Here is a 22,461-nt window from a genome sequence, read left to right on the forward strand (position 1 = left end):
GGGCTCGGGCACGACCGCTACGCTAGAACCTCACATTGGTGTCAGAGGCAAGACCCGTGTCGAGGGTCACAAGGTGGGGGCGACATGCGGATCGGCGAGCTGGCATCCCGTTCCGGCGTCAGCGTCCGCTCCCTGCGTTACTACGAGGAGCAGGGTCTGCTCACCAGCACCCGTAGTGCCAGCGGGCAGCGGCACTACACGGACATCGACGTGGAGCGGGTCGAATTCGTCCAACGGTTGTTCGCCGGCGGGCTGTCCAGCCGTACGATCACGGAACTGCTGCCGTGCGTCGACGCACCCAGTGAGAGCAACTCCGACGCCGCGCTGGAGCGCATGGAGCAGGAGCACGACCGGTTGACCCGGCACATCGCCGACCTCGTCCGTACGCGGGACGCCCTCGACGCGCTGATGACCACTGCCCGAACCCATCGTGAGGCGCTGCGGGTGGCAGCGGTCGACTGATCTGCGGCGCCGGACGCGCCATCGGGCCTCACGCGCCCGCGGCGGGGCCGCCCAGTCGTCGTGGGGCCTCAGCCGCGACCCCTTCCTCGATCCGGCGCACCGCTTCCTGCAGGTCATCCAGGTGACGACGCGCCACTTCCTGTGCGGACATGACCGTCCTGCGCCAGGTCACGTTGACGCACCCCAGCACCTCTCCATGCACACGGATCGGAACGGCGATCGAGTTGCGGCCGTCGAAGTCGTACTCCGGTGCCCGCACGCTGTACCCACGTGACCGAGTGGTCGCCAGCAGACGGCGCAGCCATCCAGCGTCGTGGGCGTACTCGTTCCCGGGGGCGTCGTGCTCGCGGAGGCGGCGCAGGACCGCTTCCCGCTCCCGCTCGGGAGAGAAGGCGATGTAGGCCCGGCCCGAGGCCCCGAGCAGCATGTGCGAGCGGAAGCCGATGGGAGCGACGGGTACGACCTCGTCGAAGTAGGCCTTCGGGCTGTTCGTGTCGATCGTCTCCATGTAATCGAGGCGTGGCACGGTCAGTACGGAGGGCCACATCACGCGTTCGCACAGCTCTTCCAGAACCTGCGACGCCAGTTCGCCGAGCCACTCGGCGTCGTCGTACGGGGCGCGCTGAGGTCTGAGGCTCGCGATGAACGCCCCGTCGGCCAGCCGCTGCCACACCAGGTCCTGCTGGTTGCATGTGTGAAGGATCCGGAGCAGCGTGGCCTTGGGGATGCCGGTTGCCTGGTGCAGATCGTGCAGGCTCGCGGCACGCATCTCCTGAAGGACCCGCAGCACCTGAAGCCCGCGTTCCAAGGAGCTGATCGTTTTCACCTGGTAGTTCCGCATGGGACCTGCTCTCACCTGCGGAGATGCCATATCGATTTCACTGGGTGAAAAGTTAGCAGGCGATGATTGCCTGGGCTATGGCCTGTCGTGGACCGTTCGTCCCGTGACGCAAGGAGGCGACATGGCCGTCAAGGCAGCAGCGAGCTCACCGGTCCCTGATTCGAGGCCCGGCACGGCCGACGAGCCCGTGATGGTGGCGGAAGGCGAGCTGCTGTGGACGCCCGGCCCGCAGCTGCTTGCCGAGGCGAACATGACGGGCTTCCTGGACTGGCTGGTCCGCGAGCGCGGGCTTCGGTTCGACGATTACGACGAGCTGTGGCGCTGGTCCGTCACCGACCTGGAGGGTTTCTGGGGTGCGCTGTGGGACTACTTCGGCATCCGGTCAGTGACGCCGTACTCCGCGGTGCTCGGCAGCCGGGACATGCCGGGTGCGCAGTGGTTTCCCGGGGCCCGGCTGAACTATGCCGAGCACGTCCTGCGCCACGAACGCCCCGGGACCGACGCCTTGCTGTTCTGCTCGGAGGGCGCTGCTCCGGCCGGGTTGCCGTGGGAGGATCTCGCGGGCCAGGTGCGCATCCTGGCGACCCGGCTGCGCTCGCTCGGGGTACGTCCTGGCGACCGCGTCTGCGGCTATCTGCCGAACGTGCCGCAGGCCGCGATCGCGATGCTCGCGACGACGGCCGTGGGCGCGGTCTGGGCGAGTGTCTCCCCGGACTTCGGATCGCGAGGCGTGGTCGACCGGTTCGGCCAGCTGCGTCCGAAGGTCCTGTTCTGCGTCGACGGCTACCGCTACGGCGGGAAGACCTTCGACCGCCGGGAGGAGGCACGCCTCATCGCCGAGGCCCTGCCGGGCCTGGAGCACGTCATCCACCTGCCCGGACCCGGCGACGGGGACACCCGGCCGGTCGTCGACGGTGGCCTGCGGTGGGAGGAGGTTCTCGACCACCCGCCCGTGTCGGCCGAGGACTTCGCGTTCGAGCATGTTCCCTTCGACCACCCGCTGTGGGTGCTCTTCTCCTCCGGGACGACAGGGCTGCCCAAAGCGATCGTGCACGGCCACGGCGGCATCCTGCTGGAGCAGCTGAAGCTGCAGACCTTCCATATGGACCTGCGCGAGGGCGACCGGCCGCTGTTCTTCACCACCACCGGCTGGATGATGTGGAACTTCCTGATCAGCTCCCTGCTGGTCGGGGCCTGCCCGGTGCTGTACGACGGGAACCCGGCCCATCCGGAGCCGGACGTGCTGTGGCGGATCGCGCAGGACGCCAGGACCACCTTCTTCGGCGCCAGTCCGGCCTATGTCGACCTCATGAGCAAGTCCGGCATCGTGCCCGGCGAGCGCTACGACCTGTCGGCCCTGCGCACGGTCATGCCGGCCGGTTCACCGGTGTCACCGCAGTGCACCGCCTGGTTCTACCGCAACGTCAAGGCGGATCTGTGGGTCACGACCGGTAGCGGCGGCACCGACTGCTGCACCGGCTTCGTCGGCGGGGTGCCCACCCTCCCCGTGTACGCCGGTGAGATGCAGGCACGGTCCCTCGGTGTCGCGGCGTACGCGTACGACGAGAACGGTCACGAAATCGTCGACGGGGTCGGCGAGTTGGTCATCACCGAGCCCATGCCGTCCATGCCGGTGACGTTCTGGGGTCCGGACGGGGACGAGCGGTACCGCCGCTCGTACTTCGAGGACTTCCCCGGTGTCTGGCGGCACGGAGACTTCTTCAAGGTCAACACGCGCGGTGGCTGCTTCGTGCTGGGCCGGTCCGACGCCACGCTCAACCGGCAGGGTGTGCGTATCGGCACCGCGGAGATCTACCGCGTGGTCGAAGCCCTGGACCAGGTCTCCGCGGCCTTGGTCGTGAGTCTCGACCTGCCGGACGAGAAGTTCTTCATGCCGCTGTTCGTCGCCCTCGATGAGGGCGTGGCCCTCGACCCCGGTCTCGAGGACGCGATCCGCACCCGGCTCCGCCAGGAGTACAGCCCCCGGCACGTACCGGACAGGATCATCCAGGTCCCGGCCGTCCCGACCACCCTGACCGGCAAGAAGCTCGAGGTGCCGGCGCGCAGGATCCTGCTCGGCACACCCGTCGAGCAGGCGGCCGACCGCAGCACGGTGGCCGACTCCCGCGCACTCGACGCCCTCGCCCGGTACGCCCGTACCCAGCGCGACTATCCCCTGACCGTTGCCGCCACCACCGCAGGCTGAGCCGCACCCTTGGAGAGCACCGTGAACGATGCCAGACCCGTCTCTTCCTTCCCTCTTCCCTCCGAGCTCACCGACGTCGCGGGCGCCGAGGACTGGGCGTCGATGTACCCCTATTACACCCGCTTCCAGCCCGAGGACGACCAGCGGTTCTGGTTCTACAACGCGATGCACTTCCCCGAGCCGATGCCCGCGTTCGACGCCGTCACGGCGGAGGCGCCCTACACCGCTCTCGGCGCCAATACGGCGCGCATGTTCGTCTTCCCCACCACGCTCGGCATTGAGCACCGCATCGTCAACGGCCGGGTGTACATCACCGCCAACCCGGTGACCGACCCGGAGGAGATCCAGCGCAGGCTCGCGCTGTTCAGCGAGCGGGCGGGCCACTACTACGAGAACTGGGACGAGCTCTACCAGGGCTGGGTCACCCGCATCACCGGCCTGATCGACGAAGTGCAGCGGATCGAGGTGCCACGGCTGTCCGAGTTCGAGGACGCGGACGTGATCTTCCAGGCGAAGGGCGTGGCACAGAACCACTACCTGCGCGAGAACTACAACCGGCTCATGGACCTGTACTCCAAGATGTGGCACCACCACTCGGAGTTCCTGATGCTGGGGTACGGCGCCTACGTGGTGTTCTTCGAGTTCTGCAAGACGTCGTTCCCCGAGATCCCCGACCAGGACGTCGCCCGGATGGTCGCGGGGATCGACGTGATCCTCTATCGCCCCGACGACGAGCTGAAGAAGCTGGCGAAGCTTGCCGTCGAGTACGGCGTCGACGATCTGTTCGTCGAGGGCTGCGACCCGGACAAGGTACTGGCCGCCCTCGCAGCCCGCGGGGACGACGGCCGGAGGTGGCTGACGGCCCTGGACGACGCGCGGGAGCCGTGGTTCAACATGTCGACCGGCGCCGGTTTCTACCATCACCACCGCAGCTGGAACGACGACCTCACGGTGCCGTTCGCGGCGTTGCCCGGCTACGTCGACCAGGCACGGCGCGGCGAGCTGCTCGACCGCCCCACGGAACAGCTCAGGACGGAGCGCGAACGCATCGCCCAGGAATACCGCTCCCTGCTGTCCGGCGAGGACGAGCAGGCGGCCTTCGACCAGATGCTCGGTCTGGCCAGAGCCGTGTTCCCCTTCATCGAGGACCACAACTTCTACTGCGAGCACTACTTCACCACGAAGTTCTACGGGAAGGTCCGCGAGTTCGGTGAGCTGCTGCGCGACCAGGGTGTCCTGGCCGACACCGAGGACGTCTTCCAGCTGAGCCACACCGAGGTCGGCCAGGCCCTGACCGATGTGATGCTCGCCTGGGCGGCAGGAACCAAGCCCGTCGGGTCGGCCAGGGTCCAGAGAATGGTCACCGAGCGGAGGGGGATGCTGGAGACCCTCGCGGGCTGGTCCCCGCCGCCGGCGCTGGGCCCCGTCCCCGAGGCGCTCAACGACCCGGCGGTGCGCATGCTGTGGGGCATCACCGCGGAGACCATCCAGGCCTGGTCGACACCGGCCGAGGCGGGCGACCACGAGGTGCGCGGGTTCGCCGCCTCGCCGGGCGTGGTCGAGGGCACCGCCCGGGTGCTGATGAGCGCCAACGACATCGGTCAGGTGCGGGAGGGCGAGGTGCTGGTCTGTCCGGTGACCGCGCCCAGCTGGGGGCCCGTCTTCGGCAAGATCGCGGCCGCCGTCTCGGACATCGGCGGCACCATGTCGCACGCGGCGATCGTGGCCCGCGAGTACGGGCTGCCCGCCGTCGTCGGCACGGGACACGCCACCAAGCGGATCACCACGGGGCAGCGGCTGCGGGTGGACGGCGACCGCGGCATCGTCACCATTCTCGACTGACTCCTCCACCACGCAGGGAGCACCACGATGGACACCTCACCCCTCGTCCGCCGGTTCGGAGATCTCCGGCTCACCGACCGGCCCACCGTCGGCGGCAAGGGCGCCAGCCTGGGCGAACTCACCTTCGCCGGCGCCCCGGTACCGCCCGGATACGTCGTGACCACCGCCGCCTTCGAGGCCTTCCTCCACGTCCTCGACCCGGGTGGCGAGATCCGCGCCCGCGTCGAGGCTCTGGAGGCCGAGGACATTGAGGCGATCGCCCACGCGACCGCACCCGTCAGGGAGCGCATCGAAGCGGCCGAGCTGCCGGAGGAGATCGCGGCAGCGATCCGGGACCACTACCGGGACCTGGACAGCGAGTCCGACACCCCCGGTGAGCCCGCCCCCGTCGCCGTACGCTCCAGTGCCACCAGCGAGGACGCGGAGGACGCCAGCTTCGCCGGGCTCCAGGACACCTACCTGTGGGTGCGTGGTGAGGACTCCCTGGTGGAGCACGTCCGGCGTTGCTGGGCCAGCCTCTACAGCGTGGAGTCGGTCAGCTACCGGCGGCGGCTGGGCCTGCCGGAGCAGGACCTCGCGATGGCCGTCGTCGTCCAGCGCATGATCGACCCGCGCTGCGCCGGTGTCATGTTCACCCGCAGCCCACTCACCGGAGACCGATCCGTCGTGGCTCTCGAAGGGTCCTGGGGCCTGGGATCGGCACTCGTCAGCGGCGATGTGACGCCCGACAAGTACGTGGTCGGCAAGGTCACCGGGGACATCTGCTCCCGTACGGTCTCGGCGAAGCTGCGCCAGCACCGGATGGACCCCAGCGGGGCCGGAGTCGTCGAGGAGGACGTACCGGAGTACCTGCGAAGCGAGCCCTGTCTGTCCGACACGGAGATCCACGAACTGGTACGGATCGGCCGACAGGTCGAATCCCACTACGGGACCCCGCAGGACATCGAGTGGGCGATCTCCCGCAACCTCGTGCCCGGCCACAACATCTTCCTGCTCCAGAGCCGCCCCGAGACGGTATGGGCGAATCGTGAGAAGGCGCCGACAGCCGCCCCCAAGGCCAGGGCATTCGACCACGTGCTGTCACTGCTGGGCGGAGCCGGCAAAGGCGGAGGCACCCCGTGAGCCTGACCGGCGAGGACGTCCAGGACATCCTGCGGATCATCGACGACATGGACGTCGATCGCCTCCAACTGCGCACCGGCCGGTTCGAACTGTCGCTGCGCCGTGCAACCGACGGCGAGTGGACACAGTCCGCCCGTACGACTGCCGAGCCGGTGCTGGTCGATCGTGAAGCGCGGGAGCAGCCGGCGGACGGGGGCGGAACCCCACCGGCCAAGCAGGCGGTGTCCACCCGCGAAGGCCTGACCGAGGTACGTACGCCGTTGCCGGGAGCCTTCTACCGCGCGCCGAAGCCCGGGGCGCCGCCCTTCGTCCGGATCGGGGACGAGGTCACCGAGACCACGGTGGTCGGGATCGTCGAGACGATGAAGTTGATGAACTCCGTGTACGCCGGGGTGACCGGCGTGGTGGCAGAAGTCGCTCTCGCCGACGGTGACTTCGTCGAGCAGGGCGCCGTGCTGATGCACATCGACACGACGTCCGCAGGGGCGGCGACGCCGTGATCCTGCGACGTGTCCTGATCGCCAACCGGGGCGAGATCGCCCTGCGGATCCTGCGTACCTGCCGACGGCTCGGCATCGAGACGGTGCTCGCCGCCTCCGACGCCGATCTCGCCTCCGTACCCGCCCGGCTGGCCGACCGGGTGGTCCGCCTCGGCCCTCCCCCGCCGTCGGCCAGTTATCTGGATGTGGACGCCGTGCTCGCGGCGGCGAAGACCGCGGGAGCCGACGCCATCCACCCCGGCTACGGCTTCCTCTCCGAGAACCAGCGGCTGGCCCAGGCATGCGCCGAGGCGGGCATCGTGTTCATCGGCCCCACCGTCGAGCAGCTCGCGGCCGTCGGCGACAAGTTGGAAGCCCGTCGGCACGCCATCGCGGCAGGGCTCCCGGTGGTACCCGGCGGACCGCTCGACAACCCCGGGGACGCCGCGCGACTCGCCGCGGAGATCGGCTTTCCCCTCCTGATCAAGGCGGTCGGCGGTGGCGGTGGCCGGGGCATGAAGCAGGTGCACGACCCGGCCGCGCTGGCCGCCACCATCGACCTGGCCATGGCAGAGGCGGGCGCCGCCTTCGGTGACCCCCGTGTCTACCTCGAACGCTTCGTCGCGACCGGACGTCACGTCGAGGTCCAGCTCCTCGCCGACGGCGAGAACGTCGTCCACCTCGGCACCCGGGACTGTTCCGTGCAGCGCCGCTACCAGAAACTCATCGAGGAGGCACCCGCGCCCGTCATCGCCCCGGCCCTGCGCGAGGAGATGCACCGCGCCGCGGTGGCCCTCGGCAAGCACCTGGAGTACCGGGGCCTGGGCACGGTCGAGTTCCTCGTCGACGTCGACCGGGGCACCTTCTACTTCCTGGAGATGAACGCACGAATCCAGGTCGAGCACCCGGTCACCGAGGCCATCACCGGGCTGGACCTCGTCGCCGAGCAACTGGCCGTCGCCGAAGGCCGATCACTCTCCTTCGGTCAGGCGGACGTCTCCTTCTCCGGCCACGCCATCGAGTGCCGGATCAACGCCGAGGACTGGGCCCGTGACTTCCAGCCGAGCCCCGGCACGGTCACCGAGGCGGTCTGGCCGCTCGGTGAGGGCATCCGGATCGACACCCATCTCCAGGCAGGCGCCACTGTGCCGCCGTACTACGACTCCCTGCTGGCGAAGCTGATCGTCCACGGACGGGACCGGGATGAGGCACTGGCCCGGTTGCGCGGCGCCCTCGCGCGCTGCGCGATCGACGGGGTCAGCACCAACACCGCCCTGCACCAAGCGGTGCTGGAGGAAGCCGACTTCGTCGAAGGCGGTGTGGACACCGCCTGGTTCACCCGGTTCCTTCGCGACCATCCGGCGACCCCATCGACCGACACCGCCGGATCGGCGGCCGGAGGAGGCAGCCGTGGCTGACATCCAGCTCGTCGACGTGTCGCTGCGCGACGGCAACCAGAGTCTGTGGAGCGCCACCGGACTGGACACGGGCAAGATCCTCCAGATCGCCCCCGTTCTGGACCGCGTGGGCTTCCGGGCCCTCGACTACACCTCCAGCACCCACATGGGCATGGCGGTGCGGACCCAACGTGAGGACCCCTGGGAACGTATCCGGCTCACGCACCGTGCCATGCCCAACACCCCCCTGCAGTTCATCGGCACCGGGCTGCGCTTCATCTCCTGGGAGGTCGCCCACCCCGAGTTCATGCAGCTGGTATACGACCGGCTGGTGGCCAACGGCGTCACCCGGTACGTCGTACTCGACCCCATGCACGACATGGACGCCGTGCGCGAGTCCGCGCGGATGATCCGGGCGGCCGGTGCCACGGAGATCGTCGGAGCGTTGACCTACACCGTCAGCGACGTGCACGACGACGCCCACTACGGCTCGCTGGCCTCCCAGATGGCGGCCTGCCCGGACATCGACCGCGTCTACATCAAGGACCCCGGCGGACTACTGACAACAGAACGCGCCACCACGCTGATCCCGGTCGTCCTCGACAACCTCGCCGGCAAACCGTTGGAGCTGCACTCCCACTGCACCGTCGGACTGCCCGGCCTGACCTACCTCAAGGCCGCCGACCTGGGGGTGCAGGCGCTCCAGGTGGCCTGCGGAGCCCTGGCGGGCGGCACCTCTCTGCCCAACGCCCAGCAGGTGGTAGCCAACCTGCGCGAGCTCGGCCACACCGTGGACGTCGACGACCGGCTGCTCGGCGTGGCGGCGGACTACTTCCACCACATGGCCGCGGCTGAGGGGCTGCCCGTGGGCGGTCCCCGGGACTTCGACGCCGCGTTCATGCGCCACCAGGTGGCGGGTGGCGTGATGACCACCCTGCGCCGCCAGCTCGACGAACTGGGCTTCAGCGACCGCTTCGACGCGGTCATCGAGGAGGTGACCCGGGTCCGCGCCGAACTGGGCCACCCCATCATGGTCACCCCCTTCCCGCAGATGGTCTGCACCCAGGCGCTGTACAACGTGATCGGCGCCGAACGCTACGAGAACGTCTCCGACCCGGTGATCCGATACGTACTCGGCAACTTCGGCAGGCCGACCGGCCCCGTAGACCCGGACGTCACCGACCGCATCCTGGCCCGGCCGCGCGCCAGGGAACTCGCCGAGGAACCTCCACCGCCCACCGTCGCCGAGCTACGGGGCCGGTTCCCCCGCGGCATCAGCGACGAGGAACTGCTCCTGCGGGCCACGATGCCCGCCGAGCAGGTGGACGCCATGGTGGCCGCCGGCCCCGCCCGGCAGCACTACAACCCCCGGCTGAAGCCCGTGCTCGACCTGCTCAACGGCATGCGGACGCGCCCGGCGACACCCGAACTGATCCTGGAACGCCCCGACTTCCGACTGGAGCTGCACCGTGACCGCCGAGCCGACTGACGAAGGCGCCGTCTCCCTGACCGATCGTCTGCAAAGCGTCCGCGGCATCGTGTTCGATCTCGACGGCACCCTCGTGCTGGGCGACCGGCGCAACCACGGGCTCACGCCCCTCCCCGGAGCCCTGGAGCTCACCGCCGCGCTCACCGCACGCGGCCTTCCCTGGCTCACCTTCACCAACGGAACCACCCGCACACCCGAGGCCTACGCGCAGACACTGCGCGGGATCGGCTTCGACCTGTCCGACGACGCCATGCTCACCCCCGCCACCAGCGCCGTCGACCACTTCCTGGCCAAGGGCCACCGAAGCGTCCTGGTACTGGGCGGCGAAGGCCTCAAGGAGCCGCTGCGCCAGGCCGGCATAGAGATCGTCGAGCCAAAGGGGAAGCCGGAAGCCGACGCCGTACTGGCCGGCTGGTATCGCGAGTTCACCATGGACGACCTTGAAGCGGCCTGCCATGCCGTCTTCGGCGGCGCCACCCTGTACAGCTGCTCACAGTCGGTGTTCTTCGCCACTGCCGACGGCAGGGCTCTGGGCACCTCCCGGGCCATCTGCGCCATGCTCAGCAGCATCACGGGCGTCACCGAACGGGTCGTGGGTAAACCGTCGCTGATCGGGCTGCACTGCGCCGCACAACGGCTGGGCGCCGCCCCGCAGGAACTCGCCGTCGTCGGAGACGACCCGGAACTGGAGATGGCGATGGCCCGTGACGCCGACGCCCTCGCCATCGCGGTGACCACCGGCATCCACCCGGCGGACCGCTACACCTCGCTGCCGCCGGAGCAGAGCCCGCATCTCACCATTGACGGGCTGGGCAAGCTCCTTGGCCTCCTGCCTCTGTCTACCTGACATCCGATCGCCAGCCCGGAACCGTCCTGGAGTCGCCTCAAGAACCGACCGTGGGATATGCGCCAGGGGGTATCAGTTCCGTATGCCTTGATCGAGATCACGTTCACGTCCGCCGAGGTGGGTACCGATGGCCACTCGGCCTTGGCCGGCGGGGCCAGTCCCATCCAGCGGCGCGCCTCGGTCCATGCGTCGTTCTGCTCGGCCGGCATCGCGCCGACCTGCCGGATCACAGCAGCACGGTCAGGGAAGATGCCGACCTCGCTCTGTGGGTCCGGCACGGATGGCGAACCGCGCAATCGACCGATGTCAGGACAACAGTGACCGACCGGTGCCGTGCAGCTGCTCACGAGCAGCTGCGAGCAGGAGGCCGGTGTCGCTCGTTGAATGAACGCCACCGAATACGTAGTGGTCAGGACGAGCGAGCACCGTTTCGCACGCGTGTCGACGCATCCACGCGTCCAGGAGGTGTCCTTCCTCGCGGTATTCGTCCTGGCCGGCCGGCGTCTCGGCGACCAGACGGACGACGCGAATCGGAAATCCACCCCCTGCCCGGTGCGCGCACACGGCCGACTCGGCTGCGGCCGCGTCCGTGCTGTGCCGGATCACCAGCCTGAAGGTGCTCCCGGTGTACTCGTCGAGCAACCCTGTCCTGCCACGGCTGTCGGTCACCGTCGGTTGAGGGAGGATGTCGCCGCGCGCGGGGAAACGTTCCGGTGCGAGGAAGCCCGCCAGCAGTCCGGGGATCAGGGACTGGCGGAGGGTTCCTTCCGGAGTGGCCTTCAGTTCTGCCAGCAGGTCTGCGTCGCGCTTGGCGGCGGTGGCCTCGTCGCGCTCGCAGATCACATGGCCGAACTTTTTGGCGACGAGCGTCACGTGTCGTACGTGCGGGGCGCGCTCACGCTGATACGTGTCCAAGAGACGTTCGGAGGTGTCGCCACGCAAGTGAAGGGCCAGCTTCCACATCAGGTTGGACGCGTCGCGGATCCCTTGGCACATGCCCTGCGCCAGGAACGGTGGTGTCATGTGTGCGGCATCGCCCAGGAAGAACAGGCCCTGCGTGCGCCACTGTTCGAGGACCAGGGCATGGAAGCGGTAGGTGGCCGCTCGCCACAGGTCATAGTCCCCGGGAGCCAGCCATCGCGACAGGAGAGTGCGAATGAAGTCCGGGTGGGACACGTCCTCGGGACGTTCATCAGGGTTGATCATGAATTCCCACCGGCGGTGGTTCCCCGGGCCCACGATGAACGTGCTCGGACGCGCTGTCTCGCAGTACTGGACGTTCGTCCGTGGCAGCCGTGCTCCCGTGCCGGGGCGCAGCAACAGGTCCACGACCAGCCACGGCTGGTCGAACTCCAGGTCGTCCATGCTCAGGCCGAACCGCCTACGCAATGGACTGCTGCCGCCGTCGCAGGCCAGCACGTACCGCGCGCGCAGCGTGCGCCGGCGCCCAGTTGCGTCGACCACCTCCACGGTGGCGCTGTCGTCGCCGAGTTGCACGTCCGTCACCTCAGTGCCGAGGTGCAGCTTGACGTTGTCCGACCGATCGAGGCGCTGACGCAGCGCGCCTTCCAGTTGCGGCTGGAGGAAGACGTAGTTGGGTGCCCATCCGAGGGGGTGAGGTGGTGGTGCGGTGCCGATGCGCTTGATGACCTTCCCGTTGCCGTTGTGATACTCGGACGGCCGGTAGGGCATGATGTGATCCGCTATCGCGTCGGCCAGTCCGAAGCCGGCGAAGACACGCATGGCTTCGTGATCGAATCCAATGGCACGGGGCCGGGTTTCGATGTGTGCGGCTCGATCGAATGCCTCGACCCGGAGACCAAGGTCGTGAGCCAGGTTCGCGGCCGTGGCACCGACAGGGCCAAGGCCCACGATCACCACGTCAGCGTCAAGTACGTCGGTCACGTGCAGACCTTTCCGGATCGAAACCAGCTCTGGCAGGGCGTTGAACTGTGTGTCGGCCTGCCGGGGAGCCGCTTCCCCCCATCCAGCCTGCGCGATGGCACGGCCCGAAGCGGACCGGCGTTTGGCCGGTCGGAGTCACCCGTGGGCCGTCGTGTGTGCGCGCCCGCAGCGTCGGTGCGAGATACACGCAAACCAGCCTCGCCCAGCTCGATTCCCTGGCGGCTGCGGTCAGGCGTAGCGCGTCGCGCAAAATGAGCAGAGCGCCGCAGGCTCTCGAAGAGCGACGCCTGCGGGAGCCGATCGCGACGATCACAGGGACTCGACCGCCGGAGAGGGCGGCGCGGCGTACAGCGTGTCGAGCAGCCGTGGCGAGGCCTGGAGTGCCGTTCGCTGCATCAGATCGACGACGCCGCGGGTGCCTGCCATCTCCGATCCTGCGCCGGCGCGACCGGGTCCGCCGTGTCTCAGGGCGGGCAGCGGTGATCCGTGGCCGGTGGTCTGCGCCATGTTCGTCGAGTCCAGCAGGTGGAGCCGTCCATGCCAGGGGGCCACGTCCTGGAGGAAGGCGGTCGTCCAGGAGAGGTCGTCGCCGACGACGGAGGCGGCGAGGCTGCCCCGGCCGCGCGCTACCAGGTCGGTCGCGTGGGCCGTGTCGCGGTACGCCAGCACGGTCGCGGCCGGTCCGAACGGCTCCACCTCGTGAGGTGCGGCGGCGTCCGGGTCGGCGGAGACGAGGAGGGTGTCGAGGAACGCCCCCCGATCGGGGTCGGCGTCGATCAGGCGCACCTTCTCGGGATCGCCGTGCACGAAGCGTCCGGACCGGGCGATCTTCCGCACCGCCTGTCGTATGTCGTCGCGCTGGGCGAGGCTGACGACAGGCCCCATCCGCACGCCTTCTGCGGTGGGGTCCCCTATGGTGATGCCGGCGAGCTCGGAGGCGATCGCGTCGAGCGCCGCTGCCTCGTGCTCGCGGGGGACGAGGACGCGGCGGATCGCGGTGCACTTCTGGCCCGCCTTGACGGTCATCTCGGTCACCACCTCGCGCACGAACGCCTCGAACAGCGGGGAACCCGGGGTGACGTCCGGGGCCAGCACGATGGCGTTGACGGAGTCGGCCTCGGCGTTGAAGCGGACGGAACGGGCCACCAGGTCGGGGTGGGTGCGCAGCGTCGCAGCCGTGGCGGCGGAGCCGGTGAAGGACAGGACGTCCTGCTCGCCGAGCAGGCCGAGTGCCGGGCGCACCGAGCCGGCGACCATCTGCAGGGCTCCGGGCGGCAGGGCGCCGGCGTCGGTGACGATCCGGACCAGGTGCTCGGTGAGGTACGCGGTCGGGGTGGCCGGCTTCACCACGCTGGGCATGCCCGCCAGCAGCGCCTGGGCGAGCTTCTCCAGTGGCGCCCACACCGGGAAGTTGAAGGCGTTCACCTGAAGCATCAGGCCGGGGGAGGGGCTGACGAGGTGGACACCCAGGAAGTCGTCGCCCCGGGCGAGGCGTTCGGCGGGGCCTTCCACGAGGTGGGGCGCGTCCGGCAGTTCGGTGCGGGCGCGGGCCGCGTAGTCGCGCAGGACGCGGATGCCGCCGTCGACGTCGTAGCGGGCGTCGTTGAGAGTGGCTCCCGCGCGGGCGGAGAGGGCGTACAGCTCGTCGCGGCGGGCGCGGACGGCCGTGGCGAGCGCGTCCAGGAGGTCGGCCCGTCGGTGGAAGCTCAGCGCGCGCAGCGTGGGGCCGCCTGCGCGGCGCGCGTGGTCGAACGCGCCCGCGAGGTCGAGGCCTTGGGAGGAGACGCGGCAGACTGTCCCGCCGGTGACGGCGTCGTGCACGTCAACCGCATTCGAACCGGCGGCGGATGGCGCGACCCAGATGTCCTGCAGATAGCTCTCGAGAAGCATGGGATACGGCCCGCTTTCTTTCGGAGGGGTCGAGGAACGCGAAGTCGGACTACGGGACCGGGTGATGACCCCAGACGTCGGCCGTGTACGTACGGCTGACCCAGGTGCTCTCGTCGACCTGTACGCCGCCCGCGCCGATCTCGATGCCGAAGCCGGCGGGCGAGGTCATGTAGAACGAGAACATTCCGTCGTTGGCGTGCTTGCCGAGCGTGGCCATGAGCTCGACGTCGTGCTCGCGCGTGCGGTCGAGGGCCCGGCCGACCTCCTCCGGGGTGGTCACCTCGCACAGGATGTGGTGGGTGCCCTCGTTCTTGTACGAACGGATGAAGGCGACGCTGTGGTGCCTCGGGTTGCAGCCGAGGAAGTAGAACGTGCCCCAGGGGTAGTCAGCTGTGTCGCTGAGCCGGAAGCCCAGGACGTCGCAGTAGAAGTCGACCGCCTCCTGGACGTGCGGCGTCTTCATCACGACGTGCCCGAGCCCCTGCTCGCCGGTCACGAAGTCGACGCCGAGCGGCGACACGAACTGGCTGGGGGCCAGGCGTCGGCCGCAGAACAGCTCGGTGCGGATGCCGAGCGGGCCGCCGAAGTGCACCATGCGCGTCACCTGGCGGTCCAGGCACTCCTCCTCGGTGCCCGCCGTGACGTCGACGCCGGCCTCCTTGAGCCGCACCGTCATCGCGTCGATCGCCGCCCCGTCACGGACCTCCCAGCCGATGACCGTCACACCACCGGCCTCCGCCTCCGTCAGCCACATGCGGAACGGATGCTGGTCCATCCGCAGGCGGTAGTGCACGGGCCCCTCGCCCGCGGCAGAGCCGCTGTCGGATGCGGCCTCTGGCTCGACCGCGAGGCCTATCACTGTGCGGGCGTACTCCGCCCATGCTGTCGGGTCGGGCGCGCCGATCCCTACGTAACCAAGGCTCTGGATCGTCATGTCCAAGACCGTATTTGTTAGACCCTTGACGGTCAAGGGCCATACGAATACGTTGACGCCATCGAGCCGAGGAGGTCCGACGATGTCGGGAGTAGTGCCCGAGAAGGCCCGCCTGCAGCCCGTCGACGAGAGCGAGCTGCACGAGAAGACACTGGCGTCGCTGGCGTCGTACCGCGACCAGGACGGCCGGATCTACACGATCTGGGCGACCCTCGCGCACCACGAGGACGCCCTGCGCCGCTTCATCGTCTTCGGCAACCACGTACTGGGGAAGAACACCCTGCCGCTGCCGTCCCGCGAGCTGATGATCCTCCGGATCGCGGCCCGGGCGCAGGCCGCCTACGAGTGGGACCAGCACGTCCGCATCGCCCGCCGCGCCGGGCTCACCGACGACACGATCCTGGCCGCCGCGACCGGCACCTGGGACGGACTCGACGACCTCGACCAGGTGCTGCTCACCGCCACCGACTCCCTCCTGGACCGCCAGGGCGTGGACGACAAGCTGTGGGGCCGGCTGACCGACCACCTGAGCGTCGAGCAGGTCATCGATGTCCTCTACACCGTCGGCCAGTACCTCACCATCGCCACCGTCATCAACACACTCGGCGTCCGGGTGGAGGGCGAGCTCGCCCTGCCCCTGCCTGTTCACGAGCAGAAGGAAGAAGCCGCATGAAGCTCGCCAACCTCGCCGGGCGCCCCGTCGTCGTCCGCGACGACCGCGCCCTCGACATCGCGGACGCCAGCAAGGGAGCGATCGAGCCGCGCCTGGAGGTGCTGTCCGACCTCGCCCTCCACGACGAGCTGCGCGCGCTCGCCGAGCGGGCCGCCGACGCGCACTGGAAGCCGTTCGCGCCGGGTGACCTGGGCCGTGTCGCCAAGCCGTACAAGGCCATCGGCGTCGCCCTGAACTACCGCGCGCACGCCGAGGAGTCCAACCTTCCGGTGCCGGACGAACCCTCGGTGTTCGCCAAGTTCGCCTCGTCGGTGGTCGGCCCGTACGACGCGATCGTGGTGGAGGCGCGCTACGACAAGGTCGACTTCGAGGCGGAGCTCGTGGTCGTCATGGGCAAGGAGGGCAAGAACATCTCCGAGGCCGACGCCTGGTCCCACGTGGCCGGCGTCACCGCGGGTCAGGACATCAGCGACCGCAAGGAACAGTGGCGCAAGCCGATCAACCAGTTCACGCTGCCGAAGTCGTACGACACCTTCAGCCCGATCGGCCCGTACCTGGTGACGCTCGACGAGTTCGCCGACCCCGACGACATCGAGGTGGCCGGCTGGGTCGACGACCTGGAAGTCCAGCGGGGCCGCACCTCCGACCTGATCTTCAGCGTGCCCGAGCTGATCGCCTGGCTGTCGAAGCGGGTGACGTTCGAACCCGGCGACCTGATCTTCACCGGCACCCCGGCCGGCTGCGGCGTCCGCCGCACCCCGCGGCTGTACCTCACCGAGGGCAAGGTCCTGCGGACCGAGGTCACGGGTGTGGGCACTATGGTCAATCCGGTCGTCGGCGGCTGACACCGGCGAGGCCGGAGAAGGAAGGGTGGGAGACGTGACGGACACCGCGCGCGAACCGGAGACCTCAGGGACGAGCCGGACCCGGGAGTTCTCGGAGCTGCTGCGCCACCAGCATCGCGAGCTGGGCACGACCGATCCCCGCGACCTCGACGCGATCGAGATGGTCACCGACCTCACCCGCCTCGAAGCCCGGCTGACCAAGGACTTCGAGAAGCACGTCCACCGGCCGCTGGGCCTGACCTGGGCGGGCTTCCGGATCCTGAACGCCCTGTGGGTCTACGGACCGCTCGGCCAGCAGGACATCGGCCGAGTCTCCGGATCCACCCGGGCCAGCATCTCCAGCGCCCTCGCGACCCTGGAGAGCCGCGGCCTCGTCACCCGCGAGCGGGTCGAGACCGACCGCCGTCAGCTGGTCGTCGAGCTCACCGCGGAGGGCCGCGAGACGCTGCGGCTGGCCATCGAGGCCCAGACGAAACGCGAGCGGGCCTGGACGGGCGTCCTGCGGGACGACCAGCTCAGTGAACTGGTGCATCTGCTGCGTACGCTGGTGAACCAGGAGACCCCGCCCGCGGAGTGAGCGGGCCCGGGGAACCGGCCCACCACAGGAGTCGTGCTCGGAGCCGCCGCGGCACGACCGTCGAAAAACAGTTAGAACCTTTACCGTCAAGCATCTAACAGTAGGTTGGTTTCTCAAGGGAGAGAATCATGGTCCGTCGTGTCGTCACCGGTGTCAGCCCGAGCGGGAAGCCCGTGATCGTCAGTGACGGCGAGCCGCCGCGCACCAATCAGTCCGTGCACACCCCCGGCTTCGCCCGCTCCCTTGTGTGGAACACGGCGGCTCCCGCCGTCCCGTCGGCCGACCCGACGGCGTCCCTGAAGTCCTTCGTGCCCGGGCCGGGCGAGACGGTCGCGCTGACCGTCACCTTCGCGCCGGCCAGTGTCTACGCCGACCCCAGCTGGGACCCCGCCGCCGCGGCGGCGGAGCAGCTGGAGTTCAGCCCCGGTCTCGCCGAGCTCTTCGAGCCCGACAACCCGGGCATGCACACCACGCCCACCGTCGACTACGGCGTCGTCCTCACCGGCGAGCTGGTCCTCGACCTCGACGGCGGCGAGACCGCGGTCCTGGGGCCCGGCGACATCATCGTGCAGAACGCCACACGCCACGCCTGGCGCAACAACGGCACCGAGCCCGCCACGGCGTTCTTCGTCCTGATCGGCGCGGGCGGCACCTCATGAGCCCCCTGACGACGGCGGCGCCCGGCGCTCCGGTCGTCGACCTCGACCTCGCCGACCTGCGCCGCGACCCCTACCCCGCCTACGCCGAGCTGCGCCGCACCGCCCCGCTCGCCTGGGTCCCCTCGGTCGGCCGGCACCTGCTCACCCGGTACGAGGACATCGTCCACGCGGAGAAGCTCCCCGAGGTGTTCAGCTCGCGCGAGGAGGGCTCGCTGCTGCTGCGTACGGTCGGCCGGAACATGCTCCGCGAGGACGACCCAGACCACCGGCGCCTGCGGTCCGCGGCCGAGCCGCCGACCCGTCCGCGCCAGGTCCGCGACCTGTGGGCAGGCGCCTTCGAGCGCACCGCGCACGAGCTGCTCGACAAAATCGCCGACCGCGGCGAGGCCGACCTGATAGCCGACTTCGCCGAACCGCTCGTCGCCGCCAACCTGGCCCTGGTGCTGGGCCTGCGTGACGCGAGCGCCGAGGACATCGCCGGCTGGTCGCGGGCGATGATGGCCGGCAACAGCAACTACGCCGACGATCCCGACATCTGGCTGCGCGCCGAACAGGCCACCGGCGCCATCGAGGACGCGGTGGCCCGGGCCGCCGAGGCCGCCCGGCGCGAGCCCGACGGCTCGGTGATCTCCTCCATGGTCCACGCGGCCGAGCCGGTGGAGCTCACCGAGATCCAGAACAACGTCAAGGTCATCATCGGCGGAGGCGTCAACGAGCCGCGTGACGTCTTCGGCGTCGGCGCCTGGGCGCTGCTCAACCGCCCCGAGGTGCTGGACCGGGTGCTCGCCGAGCCCTCCTCCTGGAAGCGGGTCTTCGAGGAGACGGCCCGCTGGGTCTCGCCGATCGGCATGTACCCGCGCCAGCTCACGCAGGACTACGAGATCGCCGGGCTGACCCTCCCCGCCGGCAGCCGCGTGGCCCTCGTCATCGCCTCGGGCAACCGGGACGAGTCGGTGTTCGAGCGGGCCGACGAGTTCGACCTGGACCGGCCGCACCGTCCGCATCTCGCCTTCGGCGGCGGACCGCACTTCTGCATGGGCGCGTGGGTCGCGCGCCACGAGGTCAGCGCGATCGCCTGGCCCCTGATCTTCGACCGCCTCAAGGGACTCCGCCTCGCCGACGGCGCGACAGCATCCGACAGCGACTCCGCCGCGGGCCGCATGGACGGCTGGGTGTTCCGCGGGCCGACCTCGCTGAACGTCACCTGGCACGCAGCGCAAGCCGCCTGAGCCGTCCCCATCGGGAGGACTTCATGCCCACCGTCATCTTCCAGTTGCCCGACGGGACCGAACGCAAGGTCACCGCCGCGTCGGGGACCGTGCTCATGCAGGCGGCCGTCTCGAACGGCGTCCAGGGCATCGTCGCCGAGTGCGGGGGCAACGCCTCCTGCGCCACCTGCCACGTCTACGTGGACGCCGACCGGTCCGAGCTGGTGGGAGGCCCGAACGACGTCGAGGACGAGATGCTGGACTTCACCGCCGCCGAACGCCGGCCGACCAGCCGGCTCAGCTGTCAGGTCGAGCTCTCCGACGCCCTCGACGGCCTGGTGGTCCACGTGCCCGAGGAGCAGGTATGAGCACAGGTACGACGCGCACCGCGGGTGTGGTCGTGGTCGGCGGCGGGCAGGCCGGGTTCAGCGTCGCCTCGACCCTGCGCGCCTGTGGCTACGACGGTCCGGTCACCGTGTTCGCCGCCGAGCCCCATCTGCCGTACCAGCGGCCGCCGTTGTCCAAGAAGGCCCACACCGAGCCGGACGAGCTGCGGGTCTCGCTGGTCCCGGAGTCCTTCTACGCCGAGCGGGACATCGAGCTGCGGCTCGGTGACGACGTGGTCGCCCTCGACCCGGCGGCCCGCACGGTCCGCACCCGCGCCGGCAGACGCGTCCCCTACGCCCACCTGGTGCTGGCGACCGGTGCGCGCAACCGGCCCCTGCCGGTCCCCGGAGCCGACCTGGCCGGCGTGCACGCCCTGCGCTCGCTCGACGACGCGCTGGCCGTCGGCCGGGCTCTGGCGACGGCCCGTGACGTGGTCGTCGTCGGCGGCGGCTTCATCGGGCTCGAACTCGCCCAGGTGGCCCGGGCCCGCGGCGCGCGGGTGACCGTCGTCGAGCTGGCCGACCGGCTGCTGAGCCGGGCCGTCTCCCCGCAGCTCCAGGAACACCTGCGGCAGCGGCACGAGGAGTCCGGCGTCCGCGTCCTCACCGGGACGGCCGTGCAGCGGATCGAGGGCACGGACCGGGTCCGGCAGGTCGTGACGTCGGCCGGGATCCTCCCCGCCGACCTCGTCGTGTACGGCATCGGAGCCGTCCCCCGGGACGAGCTGGCGCGGGACGCCGGCCTGGCCGTGGACGACGGTGTGCTCGTCGACGAGCAGCTCCGCTCGGTCACCGACCCGCGGGTCTCCGCCGTCGGCGACTGCGCCCGCCACCCCCACCCGCACGCGGTGGGCCCGGTCCGGCTGGAGTCCGTGCAGAACGCCACCGACCAGGGCGCGCTCGTCGGCCGCCGCCTCGCGGGACAGCCCGCCCGGTACGAGAACCTGCCGTGGTTCTGGAGCGACCAGGGTGCAGTCAAGCTGCAGATCGCCGGCCTGCGGGCGCCCTCGGACGAGGTCCGGCTGGTGCCGGGCGACACCCCTGGACGACTGGCCGCGTACGCCTTCCGCGACGGCCGGCTGGTGGCCGTCGAGACACTGGACTGGCCCGCCGAGCACCTGGCCGCCCGTCGGCTGCTCGAGCGGCGGACGCCGGTCCTGGCCGACGAGCTGACGGGCACGACGCTGGGCGGGCTCGCCCGCGCGAGACGGGCCGCGGAGGTGCGGGCATGACCACGAGCTCCTGGTTCGGCGCCCACCTCGTGACCAGTGCGGCCGAGGCCGGCTCCCGGCCCGCCCTCGTCTTCCAGGACCGCTCCTGGACCTACGCCGAGCTGGACCGGGCGGTCCGGCGCACGGTCGCCCGGCTCGACAAGCACGGGGTGCGCGGGGGCGACCGGGTGGTGATGCAGGGCGCGGCCCGGCCCGAGGCGCTGATCACGCTGTTCGCGGTGACGCGGATGGGCGCCGTCCTCGTCCCGCTGCACCCGCAGGTGACGGGCGGCGAGCTCGCGGTCGTGTGCGAGGAGACCGCCCCGACGGCCGTGGTCGCTGGCGAGCGCTTCCCGGCGGGCCCGGGCCTGCGGCTGACGTGGGAGGACCTGCATCCCGAGGACGAGGGTCCCGAGGCGCCGGTCTGCGATCCCCCGGCCGGCTCGGACGTCGCGGTGATCGCGTTCACGTCCGGGACCTCCGGCCGCCCCAAGGGCGTCGCACTCACCCACGACAACCTGTACCGGAGCATGGCGGGCGCGCTGGCGCGGCTGCCCTTCGGCGAGGACGACACCGCGCTGGTCTCCACCCCGCTGGCGCATGTCGCCGTCCTCGGCGGGCTGCCGCAGTGCACCTGGGCGCGGCGCGGGACGGTCGTCCTGGCGCCCCGCTTCGACCCGGACCTGTTCGTCGACCTGGTCCGCGACCACCGGGTCACCTGCGCCTTCGCCGTCCCCGCCATGTCCGCCCTGCTGGCCCGCCACCCCCGCTTCACCGGCGGCGAGCTGGACACCCTGCGGTGGATCCTGTCGGGTGGCTCACCGGCCCAGACCGCCACCCGCGAGCAGTTCCGGGCCCGCGGGATCGGCGTGGTCAACTCCTACGGTCTGACCGAGACCAGCGCGGGCGTCACGTACTCCGCGCCCGAGGAGCCGGCGACCTCCACGGGCTCCCCCGTCCCGGAGGCGGAGTTGACGGTGGTGGACGCGACTGGGGCTCCCGCGCCGGTCGGCACACCCGGCGAGATCTGGGTGCGCGGGCCGTCGGTGGCGGACGCGTACTGGACCGCCACCGGATCGGTGCCCGTGGCCGATCGCGAGGGCTGGTTCCACTCCGGGGACCGCGGGCTGTTCGACGCCGAGGGCCGCCTCACGGTCGTCGGCCGGCTCAAGGAGACCATCATCACCGGCGGGGAGAACGTCGACCCCGCCGAGGTCGAGAACGCCCTCGCCGACTTCCCCGGCGTCGTCGAGGTCGCGGTGTCCGGGGCGCCTGACCCGGTCTGGGGCGAGGTCGTGACCGCCTTCCTCGTCACGGACTCCGGCACGCCGGCCCTGGAGGACGTCCGCGGTCATCTCGACGGCCGGCTCGCCCGGCACAAATGGCCCCGGCGCCTGTGCGTCGTGCCCGCACTGCCCCGCGGGGCCACCGGAAAGCTGCAGCGCGCGCGGCTGACGACGCTGCTGGACAACTGACCCATCCTCCACA

The 22,461-nt window shown here is 70.3% G+C and carries 20 protein-coding genes; 16 read left to right on the plus strand and 4 right to left on the minus strand.

Translation table 11 applies throughout. The features are described 5' to 3' along the window. Positions 1 to 84 precede the first annotated feature (84 nt). Complete coding sequence (locus OG562_RS01525; protein WP_266392625.1) at positions 85 to 462, plus strand: MerR family transcriptional regulator; 378 nt, start codon at positions 85 to 87, stop codon at positions 460 to 462. Positions 463 to 490: 28 nt separating this feature from the next. Here the strand turns inward: OG562_RS01525 and OG562_RS01530 are convergent, their stop codons facing one another. Beyond that, the gene (locus OG562_RS01530) at positions 491 to 1,270 is read right to left on the minus strand and encodes an IclR family transcriptional regulator C-terminal domain-containing protein (protein ID WP_266392628.1); all 780 of its coding nucleotides are present in this window, start codon (positions 1,268 to 1,270) and stop codon (positions 491 to 493) included. Positions 1,271 to 1,424: 154 nt separating this feature from the next. Between OG562_RS01530 and OG562_RS01535 the strand changes: the two genes are divergently transcribed. Genes OG562_RS01535 through OG562_RS01565 form a run of 7 tightly spaced genes read left to right on the plus strand, consistent with a single transcriptional unit; the run spans position 1,425 to position 10,685 of the window. Then, a complete protein-coding gene (locus OG562_RS01535) occupies positions 1,425 to 3,509 on the plus strand; it encodes an acetoacetate--CoA ligase (RefSeq protein WP_266392630.1) in 2,085 nt (694 codons plus the stop codon). 21 nt (positions 3,510 to 3,530) lie between these two features. Further along, positions 3,531 to 5,351 carry a PEP-utilizing enzyme gene (locus OG562_RS01540; protein ID WP_266392633.1) on the plus strand — a complete coding sequence of 607 codons (1,821 nt, stop codon included), beginning with the start codon at positions 3,531 to 3,533 and terminating at the stop codon, positions 5,349 to 5,351. 27 nt (positions 5,352 to 5,378) lie between these two features. Beyond that, positions 5,379 to 6,473, plus strand: coding sequence for a PEP/pyruvate-binding domain-containing protein (locus OG562_RS01545; RefSeq protein WP_266392636.1), 1,095 nt, complete (start codon positions 5,379 to 5,381; stop codon positions 6,471 to 6,473). Further along, the gene (locus tag OG562_RS01550; RefSeq protein ID WP_266392639.1) at positions 6,470 to 6,973 is read left to right on the plus strand and encodes a biotin/lipoyl-containing protein; all 504 of its coding nucleotides are present in this window, start codon (positions 6,470 to 6,472) and stop codon (positions 6,971 to 6,973) included. Before OG562_RS01545 ends, OG562_RS01550 begins: the two co-directional genes overlap by 4 nt. Beyond that, complete coding sequence (locus OG562_RS01555; RefSeq protein WP_266392642.1) at positions 6,970 to 8,370, plus strand: acetyl/propionyl/methylcrotonyl-CoA carboxylase subunit alpha; 1,401 nt, start codon at positions 6,970 to 6,972, stop codon at positions 8,368 to 8,370. The genes OG562_RS01550 and OG562_RS01555 overlap by 4 nt, the downstream gene beginning before the upstream one ends. Further along, positions 8,363 to 9,838, plus strand: a complete 1,476-nt coding sequence (locus tag OG562_RS01560) for a biotin carboxyl carrier protein (protein ID WP_266392645.1) — start codon at positions 8,363 to 8,365, stop codon at positions 9,836 to 9,838. Before OG562_RS01555 ends, OG562_RS01560 begins: the two co-directional genes overlap by 8 nt. Further along, positions 9,819 to 10,685 carry an HAD-IIA family hydrolase gene (locus tag OG562_RS01565; RefSeq protein WP_266392649.1) on the plus strand — a complete coding sequence of 289 codons (867 nt, stop codon included), beginning with the start codon at positions 9,819 to 9,821 and terminating at the stop codon, positions 10,683 to 10,685. The genes OG562_RS01560 and OG562_RS01565 overlap by 20 nt, the downstream gene beginning before the upstream one ends. Before the next feature lie 306 nt (positions 10,686 to 10,991). Here the strand turns inward: OG562_RS01565 and OG562_RS01570 are convergent, their stop codons facing one another. The 3 genes from OG562_RS01570 to OG562_RS01580 all read right to left on the minus strand — a co-directional run bounded on the left by OG562_RS01570 (position 10,992) and on the right by OG562_RS01580 (position 15,414). Further along, complete coding sequence (locus OG562_RS01570; RefSeq protein WP_266392652.1) at positions 10,992 to 12,590, minus strand: bifunctional 3-(3-hydroxy-phenyl)propionate/3-hydroxycinnamic acid hydroxylase; 1,599 nt, start codon at positions 12,588 to 12,590, stop codon at positions 10,992 to 10,994. Positions 12,591 to 12,899: 309 nt separating this feature from the next. Next, complete coding sequence (gene paaZ / locus OG562_RS01575; RefSeq protein WP_266392655.1) at positions 12,900 to 14,480, minus strand: phenylacetic acid degradation bifunctional protein PaaZ; 1,581 nt, start codon at positions 14,478 to 14,480, stop codon at positions 12,900 to 12,902. A gap of 49 nt (positions 14,481 to 14,529) precedes the next feature. Beyond that, entirely contained in the window at positions 14,530 to 15,414 is an 885-nt protein-coding gene (locus OG562_RS01580; protein ID WP_266392661.1) for a VOC family protein, read from the minus strand. Positions 15,415 to 15,496: 82 nt separating this feature from the next. Between OG562_RS01580 and OG562_RS01585 the strand changes: the two genes are divergently transcribed. From OG562_RS01585 to OG562_RS01620, 8 genes are all read left to right on the plus strand, one after another. After that, complete coding sequence (locus OG562_RS01585) at positions 15,497 to 16,087, plus strand: carboxymuconolactone decarboxylase family protein (RefSeq protein ID WP_266392665.1); 591 nt, start codon at positions 15,497 to 15,499, stop codon at positions 16,085 to 16,087. Next, positions 16,084 to 16,932, plus strand: a complete 849-nt coding sequence (locus OG562_RS01590) for a fumarylacetoacetate hydrolase family protein (RefSeq protein ID WP_266392668.1) — start codon at positions 16,084 to 16,086, stop codon at positions 16,930 to 16,932. The genes OG562_RS01585 and OG562_RS01590 overlap by 4 nt, the downstream gene beginning before the upstream one ends. Positions 16,933 to 16,966: 34 nt before the next feature. Then, positions 16,967 to 17,509, plus strand: a complete 543-nt coding sequence (locus tag OG562_RS01595) for a MarR family winged helix-turn-helix transcriptional regulator (protein ID WP_266392671.1) — start codon at positions 16,967 to 16,969, stop codon at positions 17,507 to 17,509. Positions 17,510 to 17,637: 128 nt separating this feature from the next. Then, positions 17,638 to 18,168 (plus strand): cupin domain-containing protein, encoded by a 531-nt coding sequence (locus OG562_RS01600; protein WP_266392673.1) that lies wholly within the window; start codon positions 17,638 to 17,640, stop codon positions 18,166 to 18,168. Beyond that, positions 18,165 to 19,397, plus strand: coding sequence for a cytochrome P450 (locus tag OG562_RS01605; RefSeq protein WP_266392676.1), 1,233 nt, complete (start codon positions 18,165 to 18,167; stop codon positions 19,395 to 19,397). Before OG562_RS01600 ends, OG562_RS01605 begins: the two co-directional genes overlap by 4 nt. Positions 19,398 to 19,420: 23 nt before the next feature. Further along, entirely contained in the window at positions 19,421 to 19,744 is a 324-nt protein-coding gene (locus OG562_RS01610; RefSeq protein WP_266392679.1) for a 2Fe-2S iron-sulfur cluster-binding protein, read from the plus strand. Continuing rightward, entirely contained in the window at positions 19,741 to 20,994 is a 1,254-nt protein-coding gene (locus OG562_RS01615) for an NAD(P)/FAD-dependent oxidoreductase (protein ID WP_266392682.1), read from the plus strand. The genes OG562_RS01610 and OG562_RS01615 overlap by 4 nt, the downstream gene beginning before the upstream one ends. After that, on the plus strand, positions 20,991 to 22,448 hold the full coding sequence (locus OG562_RS01620; protein ID WP_266392684.1) for a class I adenylate-forming enzyme family protein: 1,458 nt from the start codon (positions 20,991 to 20,993) through the stop codon (positions 22,446 to 22,448). The genes OG562_RS01615 and OG562_RS01620 overlap by 4 nt, the downstream gene beginning before the upstream one ends. Positions 22,449 to 22,461: the final 13 nt, after the last annotated feature.

It is taken from the genome of Streptomyces sp. NBC_01275 (genome assembly GCF_026340655.1).
Lineage (GTDB): Bacteria > Actinomycetota > Actinomycetes > Streptomycetales > Streptomycetaceae > Streptomyces.